Here is a 19,857-nt window from a genome sequence, read left to right as displayed (position 1 = left end):
CCATGGCGTTTCCCAGAACCTTGAAACTGATCCTGCTGTCGACCCGCGACCTGATCGCCTCGGCCGGGCCAATCGTGTTCATCGTGATCGGCCTGCTGATCGCCGCCTACTGGTGGCTGCAGCCACAGCCGCCCAAGCACGTCACGCTCGCCACCGGCCCCACGGGCAGCGCCTATGCACAGTTCGGCAAGCACTACGCGGAAGCGCTCAAGCGCGCCGGCATCGAGGTGGAGCTCAAGCCCACGTCGGGCTCCACCGAGAACCTGCAACTGCTGCGCACCGGCGGCGCCGACGTAGGCTTCGTGCGCGGCGGCAGCGCCGACCCGGTGGCCGACGAAGAAGCCGGCCTGACCTCGCTCGGCAGCCTGTTCTACGAGCCGATCTGGCTGTTCTACCGCGCCGACTCGGCGCAGAAGATCGACCGCAAGACCGGCACGCTGACATCGCTCACGCAGCTGCGCGGCCTGCGCGTGAACGTCGACCTGCCGGGCAGCGGCCTGCCCGACATCATGGAGCGGATGCTCAAGGCCAACCATCTGGGCCCCGACGACCTGCTGCTGTCGAACCTCGAGCAGGCGGCGGCGGCCGAAGCGCTGCAGGCCGGGCTGCTCGATGCCATCGTGCTGTCTTCGGCGCCGCAGTCGCCGCAAGTGCAGCGGCTGCTGCGCTCGGACGACATCAAGCTCCTGGACTTCGGCCAGGCCGATGCCTACTCGCGGCGCTTTCCGTTCCTCTCGGCAGTGACGCTGCCGCGCGGCGTGGTCGACCTGTCGAAAGACCTGCCGCCGCACGACGTGTCGCTGCTCGCGGCCACCACCTCTCTGCTGTCGCGCGAGGAAACGCACCCCGCTCTGCGCCAGCTGTTCGCGCAGGCGGCGCAGTCGATCCACGGCGGCGCCGGCTGGTTCAACCGGGCGCGCGACTTTCCCAACACCCGCACCAGCGAACTGCCGGTGAGCCCCGAGGGCGACCGCGCCATCAACGGCACGCCGCCGGTCTGGCAGCGCTACCTGCCGTTCTGGGCCAGCAACCTGGTCGAGCGCATGTGGCTGGTGCTGGGCGGCCTGCTGGTGCTGATGCTGCCGCTGAGCCGCGTGGTGCCGCCGCTGTACCAGTTCCGCGTGCGACGGCGCGTGTTCCGCTGGTACGCGCGGCTGCGCGACATCGAGGCCAAGGTCGATGCGAAGCAAGGCGAGCAGAAGGCGCTGCTGGACGACCTCGACCAGCTCGACCGCACGGTCAACAAGGTGGCCGTGCCGCTGTCGTATGCCGACGAGCTCTACGCGCTACGCAACAACATCTATGCGGTGCGCAAGCGGGTGCTGGCCAGGACGTCGCAAGGCGCTGCCGCACCGACGGCCGCGGCGAACGATGCCGGCTGATGGGGCCCTGCTTCCGGCCTTGCGCACGCTGATCGATTTTGCGCAGCCGCGCAGCGACGGCGCGAGCCGGCTGCGCCTGGCTTTCGGCGCGCCGTCGCGCGTGCTGGTGGCGCGGACTGCCGGCGAGGTGCGGCCGGTGCTGGAGGCTGTCGAGGCGCTGGCGCGCGAGGGGCGCTGGTGCGTGGGGTACCTACGCTACGAGGCCGCGATGGCGTTCGATCCTGCGTTGGCCGTGCACGAAGCCGACGGCCCGCTGGCATGGTTCGGCGTGCATGACGAAGTGCTGCCCTGGCCGGAAGATTCGCCCGCGATGCCGCCGGTCGAATGGCAAGGCAGCCTCTCGCGCGAGTCCTTCGACCGGCGCATGCAGGCCATCCACCGCGCAATTGCGGACGGCGAGCTCTATCAGCTCAACTACACCGCCGCATTGCATGCTGAATTCCACGGCGACGCGCGCGACTGGTTCCTCGCGCTGCGGCAGGCGCAGCCCGGTGGCTACAGCGCCTTCATCGACATCGGCGAAGAACAGGTGCTTTCGGTGTCACCCGAACTCTTCTTCGACTGGCACGGCGACCGCATCCTGGCGCGCCCCATGAAGGGCACGGCCCCGCGCGGCGCGACACCGGCCGAAGACGCAGCGCTGGCACAGCGGCTGCGCACCGTGCCGAAGGAGCGGGCCGAGAACGTGATGATCGTGGACCTGATCCGCAACGACCTGTCGCGCGTGGCACAGCCCTTCTCGGTGCGCGTGCCGCGGCTCTTCCATACCGAGGCGCTGCCGACGGTGTGGCAGATGACGTCGGATGTCGAAGCGCTCGTGCGCGAGGGCATCACGCTGGCCGACGTGTTCGGGGCGCTGTTCCCGTGTGGCTCGATCACCGGCGCGCCCAAGGTCAGCGCGATGCGGCTGATCCGCGAGCTGGAGCCCGAGGCGCGCGGCGTGTACTGCGGCGCGGTCGGCGTGGTGCGGCCCGGCGGCCATGCGACCTTCAATGTGCCGATCCGCACCGTGACGCTGCGCGGCACCGAGGCGCGCTGCGGCATCGGCAGCGGCATCACGGCCGATGCGCGGGCGGACGCCGAGTGGGAGGAATGGCGCCACAAGCGGGCCTTCCTGGGCCAGACGGCGAACCCGCCGTTCGAGCTGCTCGAAACCCTTGCGCTGGTTGGAGGCGAGCTGCGCGATGCGCCCGCACACCTTGCGCGCATGGCGGCCGCGGCAGCGCATTTCGGCCGCGCGTGGAGCGAAGCACTCGTCACCGTATGCCTCGATCGACTCAAGGCACAGCACGCCACCGGCACATGGCGCGTGCGCCTGCTGCTCGATGCGCAAGGCGCGCCGCGCGCCGAAGCCTTTGCGATGGAGGCGCCACCCGCGCGTGTGCAACTGCAACTGGCCACGCGCGCGTTCGACGAGGCCGACAGCGACTTCACCCGCTTCAAGACCACCCGCCGCGCCCACTACGAGGCCTTTGCGCCCACCGCCGCGGGCGTGTTCGACACGCTCCTGTGGAACCGCGATGGCGAGATCACCGAATGCACGCGCGGCAACATCGCCCTGCTGCTCGACGGCCGCTGGGTCACACCGCCCTTGCACTGCGGCCTGCTGAACGGCGTCGGCCGCGCCAACCGGCTGCGCAGCGGCCAGCTTGCCGAAGCCGTCGTGCGGGTGAACGATCTGCCACGCGTGCAGGCCATTGCCTTCGTGAACAGCCTGCGCGGCTGGCTCGATGCCGACCTGCACTCTTCGCAAAAATAGTTCGTCAAAGCGCTTGACTTGGAGCGCGCTCTAACTTCGAGAATCAACGCCATGGAAACCAGTCTGACCATCGCGGAAGTCGCGCAGCGAACCGGCCTCACGGCCTACACGCTGCGCTACTACGAACGCATCGGGCTGATTGCCGCGGTGGCGCGTGCACCGGGCGGTCAGCGGCGCTATGCGAGCGCCGACATGGACTTGCTGGATTTCCTGTTGCGCCTGCGCGAGACCGGCATGTCCATCCAGGGCATGCAGGCCTTCGTCAGGCTTCGAAACCGGGGGGACGCCAGCGTCGGCGAACGGCGCGAGATGCTCGAACAGCACCTCGCGGAAGTTCAGGCCCGGGTGGCGGCGCTGCAGCAATCGATGCAGGCGCTGTCGCTCAAGATCGACCACTACCGCGCGGTCGAGAAGACGAAGAAGCGTCCTCCTTCATCGGGCACTGCCCCAGAAGGAAAGACGAGCAATGACGAACACACCGAACCAGGGCCACAACGACAATCTGCGCTACACGCGTGGCCTGGCCAAGCTTCACGAGATCGACGGTGAAGGCGGCGTCAAGGTGGTCGAGAGCCTGGCCGACATCGCGCCAGACTTTGGCCGCCTGGTGATCGAGTTTCCGTTCGGCGACATCTACTCGCGCCCCGGCCTCGACCTGCGCTCCCGCGAGATCGCGACGGTGGCTGCGCTCACAGCCATGGGCAATGCGGCGCCGCAGCTGAAGGTGCACATCCAGGGTGCGCTGAACGTCGGCGCAACGCGCACCGAGGTTGTCGAGGTCATCATGCAGATGGCGGTGTATGCGGGCTTTCCGGCGGCGCTCAACGGCCTGTTTGCGGCACGCGAGGTGTTCGCGGCCGACGATGAAAAAAGCGCGCAGTCCTTTGCGGAACCGCGCGCTCTTGCCGAAACGAACTGAGGGGTTATTCGCAGGCCGTCGTGCCCCCACCCCAACCCTCCCCCAGCGGGGGAGGGAGCAAATCCAGGAACACCGAGGAACCGGCTCTGCCGGGCCTCAGGTGTTGCCCCCGGCAGGGGGTAGGCGCGCGCGACACGAAGTGCGCGCAGCCTGGGGGCGAGCCCTACTTCAAGGCCTTGTAGCGCATGCGCTTGGGCTTTGCGCCTTCTTCGCCGAGGCGCTTCTTCTTGTCGGCTTCGTACTCCTGGTAGTTGCCGTCGAAGAAGGTCCACTGGCTGTCGCCTTCGGCGGCCAGGATGTGGGTGGCGATGCGGTCGAGGAACCAGCGGTCATGGCTGATCACCATGACCGTGCCGGCGAACTCGAGCAGCGCGTCTTCGAGCGCGCGCAGCGTTTCCACGTCGAGGTCGTTCGACGGTTCGTCAAGCAGCAGCACGTTGCCGCCCGCGATCAGCGTCTTGGCAAGGTGCAGGCGGCCGCGTTCACCACCCGACAGCGTACCGACCTTCTTCTGCTGGTCGGCCCCGTTGAAGTTGAAGCGGCCCGCATATGCGCGGCTGGCCATCTGGAACTTGCCGACGTTGATGATGTCCAGGCCGTTCGAGATGTCTTCCCACACGGTCTTCTGGTTGGCCAGCTCGTCGCGGTGCTGGTCGACGAAGGCCATCTTCACGGTCTGGCCGATGACGACCTCGCCCGAATCGGGCTTTTCCTTGCCCGCTAGCAGCTTGAAGAGCGTCGACTTGCCTGCGCCGTTCGGGCCGATGATGCCGACGATGGCGCCCGGCGGCACGGTGAAGCTCAGGTTGTCGATCAGCATGCGGTCGCCGAAGGACTTGCTGACGCCGTGGAACTCGAACACCTGCTGACCCAGCCGCTCGGCCACAGGAATGAAGATTTCCTGCGTCTCGTTGCGCTTCTGGTATTCCATGTCGCTCAGCTCTTCGAAGCGGGCCAGGCGCGACTTGCTCTTGGCCTGGCGTGCCTTCGGGTTCTGGCGCGACCACTCGAGTTCCTTCTTCAGGGCCTTGGCGTGGGCTTCTTCGCTCTTTTGCTCCTGCGCCAGGCGTTCGCCCTTCTGCTCGAGCCAGGTGCTGTAGTTGCCCTTCCAGGGAATGCCGCGACCGCGGTCCATTTCCAGGATCCACTCGGCCGCGTTGTCCAGGAAGTAGCGATCGTGGGTGATGGCCACCACGGTGCCCGTGAAGCGCTGCAGGAACACTTCGAGCCACTCCACCGATTCGGCGTCCAGGTGGTTGGTCGGTTCGTCGAGCAGCAGCATGTCGGGCTTGGACAGCAGCAGGCGGCACAGCGCCACGCGGCGTTTTTCGCCGCCTGACAGCAGGCCGATCTTCGCGTCCCACGGCGGCAGGCGCAGCGCGTCGGCGGCGATTTCCAGCTGATGCTCGGAATCGGTGCCGGCAGTCGCGATGATGGCTTCGAGCTGGGCCTGCTCGGCGGCCAGCGCGTCGAAGTCGGCGTCTTCGGCACCGTAGGCGATGTACACCTCTTCGAGGCGCGCTTTGGCCGCAAACACCGCGCCCATGGACTCTTCGACCGATTCGCGCACCGTGTGCTCGGTGTTGAGCTTGGGTTCCTGCTCCAGATAGCCGATCGTCATCCCCGGCATGGGCAGCGCCTCGCCCTCGAACTCCTTGTCCACACCCGCCATGATCTTGAGCAGCGTGGACTTGCCCGAGCCGTTCAGGCCGAGCACGCCGATCTTGGCGCCGGGGAAGAAAGAGAGCGAAATGTCTTTCAAGAGCTGCCGCTTGGGCGGCACCGTCTTGCTGACGCGGTTCATCGAATAGACGTATTGAGCCATCTGGGAATAGTTACCTTGGGTACAAAGATTCGGGGGAAAGCGCGGTCGCCAGAAAGAAGCCCTTGGGAAGCATTCAGGCGCGGCAAACCACCGATTATCGACTCATGCGACAATAGCCACCGTTGCCGGGTCCAGTTGCCCGCAACACCGGCTCTCTGCCGGGGACGAAGAAAGGTCCATTTCAACCCTTTTGCGAGGGCGGACTTTCCGGCTCCCACCCCTGACCTTCATCTGCCTTGACTGGCTCGGCGTCAACAAGACGCCAAGCGGGCCGATGCCACTGCGCCGTGTATGGCGCTTATTGTTTCCAATGAATTTTGATGAACTGAAGCTGGCTCCCGCCATCTTGAAGGCTGTGCACGAGCACGGTTACGACACCCCCACCCCCATCCAGGCGCAAGCCATCCCCGCCGTCCTCGAAGGCCACGACCTGCTCGGCGGCGCCCAGACCGGCACCGGCAAGACCGCCGCCTTCACGCTGCCCATGCTGCACAAGCTCACCATGAGCCGCAGCGCCACCAACAAGTTCGGCGGCACCGGCATCCGTGCCCTCGTGCTGACCCCCACGCGCGAACTCGCGGCCCAGGTCGAAGAGTCGGTCCGCACCTACGGCAAGTACCTGCAGCTCGACTCGACCGTGATCTTCGGTGGCGTCGGCATGAACCCGCAGATCAGCAAGCTCAAGAAGGGCGTCGACATCCTCGTGGCCACCCCCGGCCGCCTGCTCGACCTGCAGCAGCAGGGCATGCTCGACCTGGCCCAGGTCCAGATGCTCATCCTCGACGAAGCCGACCGCATGCTCGACATGGGCTTCATCCACGACGTGAAGAAGATCCTGGCCCTGGTGCCCAAGGAAAAGCAGAGCCTGCTGTTCTCGGCCACCTTCAGCGACGAGATCCGCGACCTCGCGGCCACGCTGCTGAAGAACCCGCAAAGCATCCAGGTCACGCCGCGCAACACCACCGTGCAGCGCATCACCCAGGTGATCCACCCCGTGGGCCGCGGCAAGAAGAAGGCGCTGCTCGCGCACATCATCAACGAGAACAAGTGGAGCCAGGTGCTCGTGTTCACGCGCACCAAGTTCGGCGCCAACAGCGTGGCCGAATTCCTCACCAAGAACGGCATCGAGGCGATGGCGCTGCACGGCAACAAGAGCCAGAGCGCCCGCACGCAGGCGCTGGCCGGCTTCAAGACCGGCGACATCCGTGCGCTGGTGGCCACCGACATCGCGGCGCGCGGCATCGACATCGACGAACTGCCGCACGTCGTGAACTACGAGATTCCGAACGTCAGCGAAGACTACGTGCACCGCATCGGCCGCACCGGCCGTGCCGGTTCGAGCGGCGAGGCCGTGAGCTTCGTGTGCCTGGACGAAGAAGGCTTCATGCAGGAAATCGAACGCTTCACGAAGCAGACGATTCCCGTGCAGATCGTCGAGGGCTTCGGCCCCGAAGAAGGTGAACGCGCCGAGCCGATCGCCATGGGCCGCCAGACGATCTGGGGCGGCGCCGGCCGTCCGCCGAGCCGCGACGTGATGCAGGCGGCCGCCAAGGCTGCCCGCACCGAGATGCTGCAGCGCATCCGCGAGAACAAGGCCGGCCAGGGTGGCGGCGAGCGCGCTGGCGGTGGTGGCGGCGGAAACGGTGGCGGTCAACGCCGCGGTGGTGGCGGCCAGGGTGGCGGTCAAGGCCGCAACGGCGGCGGCCAAGGCCAGGGTCAAGGTCCGCGCGGCCAGGGTGCTCGCGCACCGCAGGGCCGTGGCCCGCAAGGTCCGGCACGTGCGCCGCACCATGCACCGCATCAGCAACAGGCCCATCAGCCGCATGACGAGCGCCAGCCGCGCCATCACGGCAACAGCCACAGCCCGACCCAGGCCAACCAGGTCGCGCACCTGCGCGCCGAAGCGGTCGCAGGCGGCGCCGGCCAGCCGGATCCGTTGCGCACGAGCGTCGACCACATGGGTGGCGGACGTGGTCGCGGTCGCCCGGGTGGCGGCGGTGGTGGTGGCAGCTACGGCGGCAACCGTTCGGGCGGCGGTGGCCGTTCGGGTGGCGGCGGCTATGGTGGCGGTGGCCGCTCGGGCGGCGGCGGTGGTGGCCGTTCGTTCGGTCGCTGAGACTCGCCGCGGGTAGAACACCTACCCGGAAGATGAAGAAAGGGCACTCGGTGCCCTTTTTCTTTTGAGGTCGTCAGCGCGTGTGGCAGGCAAGGTTTCGATAGGCAACGGTGACCCGGGCCACAATCGTCGCCGCCATGCAATACATCCCACCCAACTACGCCACCCTCTTCGTAGCCACCTGCAACCTCCTCAATCTCGCGGTACCGAACCGCGTGTACTACGAGAACCAGGACGCCTACACCGAGCGAGAGTACGAGCGAAAGATCGACTGGACCGGCGAGCGCTTCCATGCGCTCAATGCCGACGTGCTGGCGGTGCAGGAAGTGTGGGACGAGTCGGCGCTCAAGGCCTGCATCGCGCGCAGCGGCCTGCGCTACGACTTCGTCTCGGTGCCGGGCGCCGAGAACACGCCACCGCACACCGGCGCGCAAGGCACGCCGCGCGTGGGCATCGCGACGCGGCTGAAGGTGGACGAGCTTCGCTCCTTCGTCGACTTCCCTCCGGGCTTCGGCGTCGAGGTGCCGGGCCTGGGCCCTCACACGCGCTTCGAGCGGCCTCCCCTGCTCGCCACGGTGCGCATGAAACACGGCCAGCAGGTGCATGTGCTCGCGGTGCACCTGAAGTCCAAGCGGCCGAAGTTCCTGCAGGACGCCCAAGGCAACCCGCTCGAAGACCGGGACGACCGCAAGGTGGGCGTGATGGCGTCGCTGCGCTCGCTGCTGATGCGCGGCGCGGAAGCCGCGGCCCTGCGCTGCATCGTCATCGACCTGCTGCAGGACACGAACGTGCCGCTCGTGGTGATGGGCGACTTCAACGACAACCCGCACAGCGTGACGACGCAGCTCGTGGCCGCCACTTCCGAGGTCGCCTACGACAAGGCCGCGCGCGACGTGGCCCTGTTCAACGCCTACGAGATGCAGGGTGAATCAGCACTCAAGAAGGACGTGGCGTACTCGCACATCCACCAGGGCTTTCCGGATGTGCTCGACCAGATATTCGTGAGCGAGGAATTCGTCGCCACCAGCCACCACAGCCTGGGCGACGTGCGGCGGGTCGACTATTTCAACGACCACCTGCACGAAGGGCGCGACCGCTCGCGCTCCGACCACGGCTTCGTGCGCGCCCTCCTGCGGCTGCGCACGGCCTGAGGATCAGCCCATGCGCCGACCGGTCTGCCGGTCGAACAGGTGCACGTTCTCGGCCTCGATGGCCAGCCGCACCATTTCGTCGGGTCCGGCATCGACGCGGCCATGCACCGCCAGCACCAGCTTTTCCTCGCCGACCTGCACCAGCAGTTCGGTCTCCGCGCCGGTGGGCTCGACCACGATCACCTTCGCTTCGACGCTGCGCGGGCCGCCGCCGAGCGTCATGTCGCCGGGCCGGATGCCGTAGTGCACCGGCTGGCCGTCAGGGGCCGAGGTGCCGGCCGGCACCGGCCAGCGCGCGCCTTGCGATTCGACCCAGCAGTCGCCGCCGGCGCGCCGCACCGTGCCTTCGATGACGTTCATCGACGGCGAGCCGATGAACTGCGCGACGAACAGGTTGTCGGGGCGGTCGTACAGCTCCAGCGGCGTGCCGATCTGTTCGATGATGCCGTCGTGCATCACCACGATGCGGTCGGCCATGGTCATGGCTTCGATCTGGTCGTGCGTCACGTAGACGGTGGTGGTCTTCAGGCGCTGGTGCAGCGCCTTGATTTCGGCGCGCATCGCCACGCGCAGCTTGGCGTCGAGGTTGGACAGCGGCTCGTCGAACAAGAACACCTTCGGGTCGCGCACGATGGCACGGCCCATGGCCACGCGCTGGCGCTGGCCGCCCGAGAGCTCGCGCGGATAGCGGCCCAGCAATGCGTCGAGGTTGAGGATCTTCGCGGCCCGCGCCACGCGCTCGTCGGTCACCGATTTCTCGGCGTTGCGCAGCCGCAGGCTGAAGCCCATGTTCTCGCCCACGGTCATGTGCGGATAGAGCGCATAGCTCTGGAACACCATGGCGATGTCGCGGTCCTTCGACTCGAGGTCGTTGACCACGCGGCCGTCGATGACGATCTCGCCGCCGCTGATGTCTTCCAGACCCGCGAGCATGCGCAGCAGCGTCGACTTGCCGCAGCCCGAGGGGCCGACCAGCACGACGAATTCGCCGTCGGTGATGTCGAAGCCCAGGCCCTTGATGATCTGGACCTTGCCGAAGGATTTCTGGATATTGCGAAAGGTTACGGATGCCATTTGTGATTCCTGGAAGCGCTCAGCTCTTGACGGCGCCGGCAGTAAGACCACCGACCATGTAGCGTTTGAATGCGTAGTAAATGGCCGCAGGCGGCAACGCATAGATGAGGCCGGTGGCCATGAGCAACTCCCATGGCGAATCGTCCGCCGAGAGGAAGTTGCCGAGCGCGACGGCAAGCGTCACGCTCCTGTCGTTCGACAGCAGCAGGAAGGCGTAGAGGTATTCGTTCCACGCGAGCAGCAGCGAATAGGTGCCCACCGCCACCAGCGACGGCACCATCAGCGGCAGGTACACCAGGCGGAACAGCTGCAGCGGCGAGGCGCCGTCCATGCGTGCGGCTTCGTCGAGCTCGTAGGGCAGCTTGTCCGACGCCTGCTTCAGCACCCAGATGCAGTACGGCGAGGCGATGGTCACCATCGCAAGAATCAGCGCCCACTGGCTGTTGAGCAGCCCGTAGTTGCCCATGGTCTTGTACATGGGCACCGCGAGGAATGCCGCCGGGATGAAGTACGTGAACAGCGCCAGGTTCATCACCGTGCGCCCGCCACGCACACGCAGCCGGCTGATGGCGAATGCGGCCGTGGTCGCCACGAACAACGTGAGCACGCCCACCGACAGTGCGATCAGCAGCGAGTTCCACAGCTGCAGCCAGAAGTGGTCGAGGTAGAAATGCTTCTGCTGGAACACGATGCGGAAGTTGTCCAGCGTCGGGTTCTTGGGCCACAGGTGGCCCGAGGTCGCGGAGTCCTTCGACGAGATCGCGAACAGCACCATGTGGTAGACCGGGATCAGCGTCCACAGCAGCACAGGTATGCCGATGAGCAGGAGCCGGGCTTCGGTGAGCACGGCTTTCGGAGTCCAGCGCTTCATTTCGAAAGCCTCTTCATCATGAAGTACACGAGGGGCAGCACGAGCGGCAAGGCCACCACGATGGAAGCCATCGACAGGTCGACCTGGTCGAGGCGCAGGTAGCGGATGCCCAGCGTGGCGAGCACGTGCGTCAGGTCGGCGGGGCCGCCACCGGTCAGCAGGTAGACGCTGTTGAAGTCGCCCAGCGTCCAGATCATCGAGAGGATGGTCGAGGTGATGTAGAGCGTCTTCAGTGCCGGCCAGCTCACGAAGCGGAACTTCTGCCACGACGAGGCGCCGTCGACAGAGGCCGCTTCGTATTGTTCGGATGGAATGGCCAGCCGCCCCGCCACCAGGATCAGCGTCCAGAACGGCAGCGACTTCCACACATGCACAACCATCGCGAAGGCCAATGCCAGCGCGGGGTCGTTGAGCCAGTTGGGCCCGTCGGCGCCGGTCAGGCGGAAGATGGTGCTGTTGATCACGCCCCACTCCGGGTTCAGCATGAAGCGGATCGACAGGATCGTTGGAATCGAGGGCATCGCCCAGGGCAGGATGAAGATCGCCGAGACGATCTTGATCCACCAGCGCGAAGTCACGAAGAAGCCCGAGAGCACCAGTGCCACGAGCATCTTGAGGTTGATCGCCACGATCAGGAAGATGGCCGTGTTGATCACCGAGCGGAAGAAGATCGGGTCTTCGACCAGCTTCACGTAGCTTTGCGGATGGCGGGCGAGCCAGAGGCCATAGCCCACCGGGTACAGCACGAACACCACGAACACCAGCAGGTAGGGCACGACCATGACCGCGCCCCAGAACTGCCAGCGCGCATGCCGCGCTCCGGGATTGACGACAGGCGTCGGGGTCGACGCGGCGGCGGTGGCAGTGGCGCTCATGGCATGCAGCTGCTGGTGATTGCGGGTGTCGCGTGTGCGCCGCTTACTGCGCCGCCACCGTCTTGATGCGCGCGATCATCTCGTCCACGGCCTTGTCCACCGGCACCTTGTCGGTGACGACGCGGCTCATGGCCTTGGCCCAGACGTTCTCGTTGTTCAGCACGGTGAACTTGTAGTTCTTGGTGAACTCGAAGGTCACGGTGCCGGCGGCGTACTGGTTGTAGACCGACAGGCGATGCGGATCGGCCTTCCAGAAATCGCGCTGCTGCGCGGCCTTGGTCACCGGGAACCAGCGGCCCAGCGAGCCTTCGACGTACGGCGTCAGGTTTTCTTCCTGCATCAGGAAGGAGACGAACTCCTTGGCGCGCGCCTTGTTTTTCGCGTCCTTGAACACCACGCCGGTCTTCACGGCGGTGCGGTAGACCATCTTGCTGCCGTCAGGCTTGCTCGGGAAACCCGCCGTGCGGATGCGCTCGGTGTAGTTCTTGCGCGCTTCCTCGCGCTGCTCGGGCGTGAGCGAGGCGTTGTCCGAATCGTCGAGCCACTTGGCGGCGATGGAGATGGTCGCGTTGTGCGTCATCAGCGTCGTCTTGTTGTGGAACGCGACGTTGTTGTCCGGGTCCTTCCAGCTCGTCGACGACGGCGGCGTGCAGCCCTTGGTGTAGGGCGTGGTGTAGTCGGTCAGCGCGCCGATCAGGCCGGTGCGCACCTTCGGGTCGTCGACCAGCAGCTTGCCGTTGTCGTCCACCAGCTTGACGTTGTAGGCGTCCATGAAGGTCAGGAACGAATAGAACGAGTCGCTCGAATCCACGCCCATCGGCATGCCGATGCCGAAAGTGCGCTTGCCGCTCTTCTGGCGGCTGGCGGTCTGCGCCTTCTCGCACCAGAACGTCCAGTACTCCTTCCAGGTGGTCGGGATGTCCGACTCCTTGAGGCCCGCCTCCGCCAGCATGTCACGCCAGTACTCGATGTGCATCGTCTGCTGCTTGATCGGGAAGGCGTAGTAAGCCTTGCTCTTGGTCTGGTCGTTGTAGAGGTAGGTGGTCTCGATCGTGTTGGGCGCGAAGCGGTCCTTCATGGGCGTGAGCACGCTGCTGATGTCTTCGAGCTTGCCGTCGAAGGCCCACTTGCCGGTGACCTGGAAGTCGTACACGTCGGCGTACGCCACGTCGGGCGGGCTGCCCGAGTCGAGCGCGGACACGGTCTTGGGGATCATGTCCTGGATCGGGTACTGCGACAGTTCGATCTTGACGTTCTTGTTCTTCTCCTCGAACTTCTTGATGGCGGCGAACAGCGCGTCGTCCTCCGCCTTGTAGAAGCCCTTGACCCACCATACGGTGAGTTTTTCCTGCGCGGCAACGTGGCCTGCCGACAGCAGGCCCAACGCGACCAGCGTCGGCGCGATCAGCGACTTGACGAGTTTCATGGTTGATGTCTCCTTCTCTTCTTCGGTGGAATTTGCTCGGGGCGCGAGCGTAGGGTGAAAGAACCGGATGCGAACTGCGGACAAACGCGTAGACGGCGCGCAGGGCGGCTAACTGGCCTTGAGCCTGGGCGGCGGCCTGCTCAGGCGCGGCAATCGCCGGCGCGAGCCCAGCACGTCCTCGATGTCCTGGCGCGCGCCGTCGATGAGGCGGATGATCGCGCGCTCGGCCCCGGACGGGTCGTGCGCGATCACCGCGTCGATCACCGCGCGGTGCAGCGGCAGCGAAAGCGCGGGCCCGTCGGGCTTGGCGGTCGATATCTCGAAGCTGGTGCGCAGCAGCGCGTTGAGCACCTTGCTCATCTGCGCCAGCATGCGGTTGCCTGCGGCACTCAGCAGGCCGTTGTGGAAACGCAGGTCGAAGGTGACGTAGTCGCCGCCGTTCTCCACGGCTTCCTTCATGCCGGCGAAGGCGGTTTCTATTTCCTCGATGTCCTTGGCCGTGGCCCGCTCGGCCGCGAGCCTGACGGCCGCCGGCTCCACGACGCGGCGCAGGTCCTGCAGGTCGCGCAGGAACTCGGGCGTGAGCCCCGCGCGCGCCTGCCAGGTGATGACGTCGGGGTCGAACCAGTTCCATTTGTCCTTGGGCAGCACGCGCGTGCCGACCTTCGGCCCCGTGACGATCAGGCCCTTCGCCGCCAGCGACTTGATGGCCTCGCGCACCACGGTCCGGCTCACGCCGAGCTCCTCGCCGAGCACGGGCTCGGAGGGGATCGACGCACCGATCGCATAGCGTCCCGACACCACGGCTTCACCGAGCAGTTCGAGCGTGCGACCGTGGATGTTCTTGATCATGTGTGATGCGAAATTCGGTATCTCGACGCTCGAAAACACCAAGGGTCCGGCGTGCTAGTCGCGCTTATCATATGATGATTGAAAGCCCGGATCGGCAGGACAAACCCTGAGAGTTCTGCCTCTTATTTCGACAACAAAGAGAGACACTCATGAGCACCGCTCCCAAGAAAAAACCCGGTGAACTTCGCAGCCAGCAATGGTTCGGCCGCAACGACCGCGACGGCTTCATCTACCGCAGCTGGATGAAAGGCAAGGGCCTGCCGCACGACCAGTTCGACGGCCGCCCCGTCATCGGCATCTGCAACACCTTCAGCGAACTCACGCCCTGCAACTCGCACTTCCGCACGCTGGCTGAGCAAGTGAAGATCGGTGTGTACGAAGCGGGCGGCTTCCCGCTCGAGTTCCCCGTGATGTCGCTCGGCGAAACGCTGCTGCGGCCCACCGCCATGCTGTACCGCAACCTCGCGAGCATGGACGTGGAGGAAAGCATCCGCGGCAATCCGCTCGACGGCGTGGTGCTGCTCATGGGCTGCGACAAGACCACGCCCGCACTGATGATGGGCGCGGCCAGCGTCGACCTGCCGACCATCGGCGTGTCGGGCGGCCCGATGCTCTCCGGCAAGTGGCGCGGACAGGAGCTGGGCTCGGGCACCGGCGTATGGCAGATGAGCGAGCAGGTGCGCGCCGGCACGCTCAAGCTGCAGGAATTCTTCGAGGCCGAGAGCTGCATGCACCGCAGCCACGGCCACTGCATGACGATGGGCACCGCCAGCACCATGGCGAGCATGGTCGAGTCGCTGGGCATCGGCCTGCCGGGCAACGCGGCCTATCCCGCCGTGGACGGCCGCCGCAACGTGCTCGCGCGCCAGGCGGGCCGGCGCATCGTCGACATGGTGCATGAAGACATGAACATGTCGAAGATCCTCACGCGCCAGGCCATCGAGAACGCCATCAAGGTGAACGCGGCCATCGGCGGATCGACCAACCTCGTGATCCACCTGCTGGCCATCGCGGGGCGCATCGGCGTGGACCTCACGCTCGACGACTTCGACCGCCTCGCCTCCGAGCTGCCCTGCCTCGTGAACCTGCAGCCCTCGGGCCAGTTCCTGATGGAAGACTTCTGCTACGCGGGCGGCCTGCCGGTGGTCATCAAGGAGATCGCCGATCACCTGCACAAGGACATCCTCACCGTCACCGGCCAGAGCGTGTGGGAGAACGTGAAGGACGCCGAGAACTACGGCCCGCAGGTCATTCGCACGCTGGCCGAGCCCTTCAAGGAGAAGGCCGGCATCTGCGTGCTGCGCGGCAACCTCGCGCCCAACGGCGCCATCATCAAGCCCAGCGCGGCCACGCCCGAGCTGCTGGTACACAAGGGCCGCGCGGTGGTGTTCGAAAGCGCCGAAGACCTGCACAAGCGCATCGACGACGAGAACCTCGACATCGACGAGCACTGCATCATGGTGCTCAAGAACTGCGGCCCCAAGGGCTACCCCGGTATGGCCGAGGCCGGCAACATGCCGCTGCCGCCGAAGGTGCTGCGCAAGGGCATCACCGACATGGTCCGCATCAGCGATGCGCGCATGAGCGGCACGGCCTACGGCACCGTGGTGCTGCATACCGCGCCCGAAGCGGCCGCGGGCGGTCCTCTGGCGCTGGTGCAGGACGGCGACATCGTCGAACTCGACGTGCCGAACCGCAAGTTGCATCTGCATGTGAGCGACGAAGAGCTGGCGAAGCGCCGCGAGAAATGGGTCGCACCCAAGGCGCCGCTCGACTCGGGGTACTGGAAGCTCTACGTCGACACGGTGCTGCAGGCTGACCAGGGGGCAGACCTGGGCTTTCTGCGTGGTCGCCGTGGGGCTTTTGTGCCGCGCGACAATCACTAGGATCGAGGGCTGACGGTTCGGGGCGCGATCACGCCGACGAGGGACATTCGCGGAGGGGAGTACCCGGTGCCCTGTGCACGCGCCCCGAAACAACCCCTCAAAACGCAGGCGACAGACATGACAAGACTGATAGCCATCGACTGGGGCACAAGCTCGCTGCGCGGTGCCTTGCTGGACGCCCACGGCAAGGTACTGGAAGAGCGCAGCGATGCGCGCGGCATCCTCACGGTGCCCGAGGACGGCTTTCCCGCCGTCTTCGAGTCGCTGTTCGGCGACTGGATGCGCCTGGAAGGCACGCGCTGCCTGATCTCCGGCATGGCCGGCAGCAAGCAGGGCTGGGTGGAAGCGCCCTACTGCGCCTGCCCCGCCGGCCGTGTCGAGGTGGGCCGCAGGATCATCGACATCGACGCCATCCCCGGTGCCAGCATCGCCATCGTGCCGGGCCTGAACGACGAGCACGACGGCGTGCCCGACGTGATGCGCGGCGAAGAGGTGCAGATCTTCGGCGCGATGTCGATCACCGGCCTGGACGACGGCGTCTTCGTGCTGCCCGGCACGCACAACAAATGGGTCACGGTCAAGAAGGGCCGCGTCGCGGGCTTCCGCACCTACATGACGGGCGAGTTCTACGCGCTGCTGAGCCAACGTTCGATCCTGGCGCGCACGCTCGACGCGTCGGCGCCGCTCGACGAGGCCTCTTTCCTCGAAGGCGTGACCTGCTCGGAAAACGGCCACGGCCTGCTGCACAACGCCTTCGGCACGCGCACGCTGGCACTGTTCGAGCGCATGCCGAAGCAGGAACTGTCGAGCTACCTCTCGGGCCTGCTGATCGGCGAGGAACTGCGCACGCAGTCGCTGCAGGCGGCCGGCGAGGTGATCCTCATCGGCTCGTCCGCCCTCACCCAGCGTTATGCACTGGCCCTGCGCGCCACCGGCGTCGCCACGCGCACGCTGGGCGCCGAAGCCACCTGGGCCGGACTGCATGCGCTGTCCGGCTTTCTCGACACCGACAGAACCTCCACATGACCACGCCCCTCGAAAAATTCCATGCCGCGATGCGAGAGCTGCCACTGGTGGCGATCCTGCGCGGCCTCACGCCCGCCGAGGCCGCCGACATCGGCGACGCCATCGTCGAGCCCGGCTTCCGGCTGCTCGAGGTGCCGCTCAATTCGCCGCAGCCGCTGGAGAGCATTGCGCTGATGCGCAAGCGCTTTCCGCAGGCGCTGGTCGGCGCCGGCACGGTGCTCGGCGCACAGCAGGTGCGCGAGGTGCACGCGGCCGGCGGCGAGCTGATCGTCTCGCCCAACTGCAACGCCGAGGTCATCGCCGAGGCCGCACGGCTCGGCCTGGTGTGCCTGCCGGGCGTCATGACGCCAACCGAGGCCTTCGGCGCGCTCGCGGCCGGCGCCACCGGGCTCAAGCTGTTCCCGGCCGAACTGGCCTCGCCGGCCGTGGTGAAGGCGCTGCTCGCCGTGCTGCCGGCCGGCACGCCCGTGATGCCCGTGGGCGGCATCACGCCCGCGAACATGGCCGAATGGCGTGCGGGGGGGGCGGCCGGGTTCGGCATCGGCTCCGCGCTCTACAAGCCCGGCAAGCAGGCCGCGGCGGTGTGCGACGATGCAAAGAAATTCATCGCGGCCTGGGCGGGATTGATCCAGGCCTGATCCAGGACGCAACCCAAGAACAAGGAGCCCCCTCGATGTCCGCCGATGCCGCCTACGCCAGCCCCGCCGTCAGCAAGCTGCGCGAAGACCTCGCCCTGGCCTTGCGCGCCGCCGCCCACCACGGGTTGTCCGAAGGCGTCTGCAACCACTTCAGCGTGATGCTGCCGGGCGCGCAGGACCGCTACCTCATCAATCCGCGCGGGCTGCACTGGAGCGAGATCGGTCCCGACGACATCGTGCTGATCGACGTGCACGGCGAGGTGCTCGCGGGCCGCCATCGCGTGGAGCCCACCGCCCTCTTCATCCATGGCGCGGTGCACCGGCTCACGGGCCATGCGGTCGTGATGCACTGCCACATGCCGTACGCCACCGCACTCACGATCACGGTCGACCGCGCCCTCGATCCGACCGCGAGCCAGAACGCGATGCGCTACATGAACCGCATCGCCATCGACGCCGAATACAACGGCCTCGCGCTCGACGACGCCGAGGGCGAGCGCATCGCCCGCGCGATGGCCGGCAAGGACGTGGCCTTTCTCGCGAACCACGGCGTGATCGTCGCAGGCGGCACCATCGCCCATGCCTACGACGACCTCTACTACCTGGAGCGCGCCTGCCTGCACCAGGTGATCGCGCAATCGACCGGCCGGCCGCTGGTGCCGGTCGACGCGAAGCTGGCCGCGCACGTGGCGGCGCAGATCCAGGGCGAGCGCGAGCAGTCGGACCTGTTCTTCGAGGCCCTGCGGCGCAGGCTGCCCGCCCCGCGCGGCTGAGCATCCGGCCGATACGGCCAATGGCCTGTCCGCGGAGCGTGTTCCGCGGTGCAAAGCCATTCACAATTGTGTCTTGGCCATGCCGCGTCCGGCGCGCGCACGGGCTTACAGCTCTTCATCCGATTTCGCTTCAGCCTTACAACAACTTCACACGCAGGCGCGAGGATGAGGCTTCCAACCACAACCGGGGGATCACGTGAAAAAGCTTAGTTTCGCAATCGGCGCCGCGGCCTTGTTGTCGCTGGCCACGCTCAGCATTCCGGCGCAGGCCCAGACGGGCGGGCGCTTCATCCAGGCGCAGGTGTATGTCGTGCCCGCACCGCCACCACCGCCCCGCCACTATTACGCCCCGCCGCCCCCGCCGCGCCACTACTACGGCCCCGGCTACTACCGCGGTCCGGATCGCCACTACGGCCGCCGCTGGGACGACCGCCCGCGCTATGGCCGCAGGGACAACGACGGCGACGGCGTACCCAACCGCTACGACCGTCGGCCCAACAACCCCTACCGCTATTGACGGAGGCCCGGGCCGCGCGCCCGGGTGCTCCGTTCAGGCATCGGTTCAGGCTGCCTGTGGCGAGCCGGCATAGGGCGGCGTCGGACTCGACAGGCCCTGCTTGAGCTGCCGCGAGACCTCGTCGGCCAGAACCTCGGGCTGCCCCGCCTCCACGCCCGCCAGCGCCTGGCGCGCCACGTCATCCGGCGAGGCCTTGTCGCCTTCGGCGTGCGCGGCCATGTCGGTGTCCATGTAGCCCACATGCAGGCTCGTGACCTGCGTGCCCTGTGCGGCCAGTTCGTTGCGCAGGCCGTTGCTCAGCGACCATGCCGCCGATTTCGTCGCGCTGTAGGTCGCCACACTGGGGAAGGTGGTCCAGCTCAGCGCCGACAGCACGTTGATCATGCCGCCCCCGCCGTTGGCCGCGAGCACGGGCGCGAAAGCCTGCGCCAGCGCCCAGGGGCCGAAGAAGTTGGTTTCGAACTCGGCGCGCGCGGCTGCCACCGCATCGGGCGAACCGAGGAAGCTGGAGCCGCGCGAGATGCCTGCGTTGTTGATCAGCAGCGTGACGTCGCCGCAGGCGCGCGCGGCCGCTTCGGCCTGCGCGGGCTGCGTCACGTCGAGCGCCACCGGCGTCACGCCGGGCAGCGTGATGCTTTTCGGGTCGCGCGCCGCGCCATAGACCTTGCGCGCGCCCGCCGCCAGTGCCGCCTTCGCAAAGGCGAGCCCGAGGCCGCGGTTGGCGCCGGTGATGAAGACCACGGAGTCCTTGATTTGCATGTGAGCCT

18 protein-coding genes are annotated in these 19,857 nt (G+C 66.8%); 11 read left to right on the top strand and 7 right to left on the bottom strand.

The features are described from left to right. Positions 1 to 2 precede the first annotated feature (2 nt). From ASD05_RS03255 to ASD05_RS03240, 4 genes are read left to right on the top strand one after another with little or no spacing between them, the layout of a single operon-like run. Positions 3 to 1,382 carry a TAXI family TRAP transporter solute-binding subunit gene (locus ASD05_RS03255; RefSeq protein ID WP_056587514.1) on the top strand — a complete coding sequence of 460 codons (1,380 nt, stop codon included), beginning with the start codon at positions 3 to 5 and terminating at the stop codon, positions 1,380 to 1,382. Continuing rightward, a complete protein-coding gene (gene pabB, locus ASD05_RS03250) occupies positions 1,372 to 3,141 on the top strand; it encodes an aminodeoxychorismate synthase component I (protein WP_056587509.1) in 1,770 nt (589 codons plus the stop codon). The genes ASD05_RS03255 and pabB overlap by 11 nt, the downstream gene beginning before the upstream one ends. Before the next feature lie 51 nt (positions 3,142 to 3,192). Next, entirely contained in the window at positions 3,193 to 3,690 is a 498-nt protein-coding gene (locus ASD05_RS03245) for a MerR family transcriptional regulator (RefSeq protein WP_056587506.1), read from the top strand. Then, a complete protein-coding gene (locus ASD05_RS03240) occupies positions 3,608 to 4,060 on the top strand; it encodes a carboxymuconolactone decarboxylase family protein (protein WP_056587503.1) in 453 nt (150 codons plus the stop codon). Before ASD05_RS03245 ends, ASD05_RS03240 begins: the two co-directional genes overlap by 83 nt. Before the next feature lie 163 nt (positions 4,061 to 4,223). Here the strand turns inward: ASD05_RS03240 and ettA are convergent, their stop codons facing one another. After that, on the bottom strand, positions 4,224 to 5,885 hold the full coding sequence (gene ettA / locus ASD05_RS03235; RefSeq protein WP_056587499.1) for an energy-dependent translational throttle protein EttA: 1,662 nt from the start codon (positions 5,883 to 5,885) through the stop codon (positions 4,224 to 4,226). Between the two features lie 310 nt (positions 5,886 to 6,195). Here ettA and ASD05_RS03230 point away from each other — a divergent pair, with 310 nt between their 5' ends. Further along, positions 6,196 to 8,001 carry a DEAD/DEAH box helicase gene (locus ASD05_RS03230; protein WP_056587496.1) on the top strand — a complete coding sequence of 602 codons (1,806 nt, stop codon included), beginning with the start codon at positions 6,196 to 6,198 and terminating at the stop codon, positions 7,999 to 8,001. Positions 8,002 to 8,138: 137 nt separating this feature from the next. After that, entirely contained in the window at positions 8,139 to 9,152 is a 1,014-nt protein-coding gene (locus ASD05_RS03225) for an endonuclease/exonuclease/phosphatase family protein (RefSeq protein ID WP_056587493.1), read from the top strand. A 3-nt stretch (positions 9,153 to 9,155) separates the two neighbouring features. On the opposite strand, the gene ASD05_RS03220 is transcribed toward ASD05_RS03225, so the two are convergent. From ASD05_RS03220 to ASD05_RS03200, 5 genes are all read right to left on the bottom strand, one after another. Next, positions 9,156 to 10,226 (bottom strand): ABC transporter ATP-binding protein, encoded by a 1,071-nt coding sequence (locus tag ASD05_RS03220; protein WP_056587490.1) that lies wholly within the window; start codon positions 10,224 to 10,226, stop codon positions 9,156 to 9,158. 19 nt (positions 10,227 to 10,245) lie between these two features. Next, positions 10,246 to 11,097 carry a carbohydrate ABC transporter permease gene (locus tag ASD05_RS03215; protein WP_007829528.1) on the bottom strand — a complete coding sequence of 284 codons (852 nt, stop codon included), beginning with the start codon at positions 11,095 to 11,097 and terminating at the stop codon, positions 10,246 to 10,248. Continuing rightward, the gene (locus ASD05_RS03210) at positions 11,094 to 11,972 is read right to left on the bottom strand and encodes a carbohydrate ABC transporter permease (RefSeq protein ID WP_007829526.1); all 879 of its coding nucleotides are present in this window, start codon (positions 11,970 to 11,972) and stop codon (positions 11,094 to 11,096) included. Before ASD05_RS03210 ends, ASD05_RS03215 begins: the two co-directional genes overlap by 4 nt. Before the next feature lie 43 nt (positions 11,973 to 12,015). After that, a complete protein-coding gene (locus tag ASD05_RS03205) occupies positions 12,016 to 13,398 on the bottom strand; it encodes an ABC transporter substrate-binding protein (protein ID WP_056587487.1) in 1,383 nt (460 codons plus the stop codon). A 108-nt stretch (positions 13,399 to 13,506) separates the two neighbouring features. Beyond that, the gene (locus ASD05_RS03200) at positions 13,507 to 14,250 is read right to left on the bottom strand and encodes a FadR/GntR family transcriptional regulator (RefSeq protein WP_056587484.1); all 744 of its coding nucleotides are present in this window, start codon (positions 14,248 to 14,250) and stop codon (positions 13,507 to 13,509) included. Between the two features lie 149 nt (positions 14,251 to 14,399). On the opposite strand from ASD05_RS03200, the gene ASD05_RS03195 reads away from it, so the two are divergent. The 5 genes from ASD05_RS03195 to ASD05_RS03175 all read left to right on the top strand — a co-directional run bounded on the left by ASD05_RS03195 (position 14,400) and on the right by ASD05_RS03175 (position 19,090). Next, positions 14,400 to 16,136 (top strand): IlvD/Edd family dehydratase, encoded by a 1,737-nt coding sequence (locus ASD05_RS03195; protein ID WP_007829523.1) that lies wholly within the window; start codon positions 14,400 to 14,402, stop codon positions 16,134 to 16,136. Positions 16,137 to 16,253: 117 nt separating this feature from the next. Then, a complete protein-coding gene (locus ASD05_RS03190; RefSeq protein ID WP_056587481.1) occupies positions 16,254 to 17,162 on the top strand; it encodes a 2-dehydro-3-deoxygalactonokinase in 909 nt (302 codons plus the stop codon). Continuing rightward, positions 17,159 to 17,800, top strand: coding sequence for a 2-dehydro-3-deoxy-6-phosphogalactonate aldolase (locus tag ASD05_RS03185; RefSeq protein WP_056587478.1), 642 nt, complete (start codon positions 17,159 to 17,161; stop codon positions 17,798 to 17,800). The genes ASD05_RS03190 and ASD05_RS03185 overlap by 4 nt, the downstream gene beginning before the upstream one ends. Next, positions 17,800 to 18,573 carry an aldolase gene (locus ASD05_RS03180; protein WP_268810515.1) on the top strand — a complete coding sequence of 258 codons (774 nt, stop codon included), beginning with the start codon at positions 17,800 to 17,802 and terminating at the stop codon, positions 18,571 to 18,573. The genes ASD05_RS03185 and ASD05_RS03180 overlap by 1 nt, the downstream gene beginning before the upstream one ends. 196 nt (positions 18,574 to 18,769) lie before the next feature. Further along, the gene (locus tag ASD05_RS03175) at positions 18,770 to 19,090 is read left to right on the top strand and encodes a hypothetical protein (protein WP_007829519.1); all 321 of its coding nucleotides are present in this window, start codon (positions 18,770 to 18,772) and stop codon (positions 19,088 to 19,090) included. Between the two features lie 45 nt (positions 19,091 to 19,135). Here the strand turns inward: ASD05_RS03175 and ASD05_RS03170 are convergent, their stop codons facing one another. After that, on the bottom strand, positions 19,136 to 19,849 hold the full coding sequence (locus ASD05_RS03170) for an SDR family oxidoreductase (RefSeq protein ID WP_056587470.1): 714 nt from the start codon (positions 19,847 to 19,849) through the stop codon (positions 19,136 to 19,138). Positions 19,850 to 19,857: the final 8 nt, after the last annotated feature.

Source organism: Variovorax sp. Root434 (assembly GCF_001426595.1).
GTDB lineage: Bacteria > Pseudomonadota > Gammaproteobacteria > Burkholderiales > Burkholderiaceae_C > Variovorax.
The sequence above is the reverse complement of the archived record's forward strand: the minus strand, read 5'-3'. Positions and strand labels throughout refer to the sequence as shown.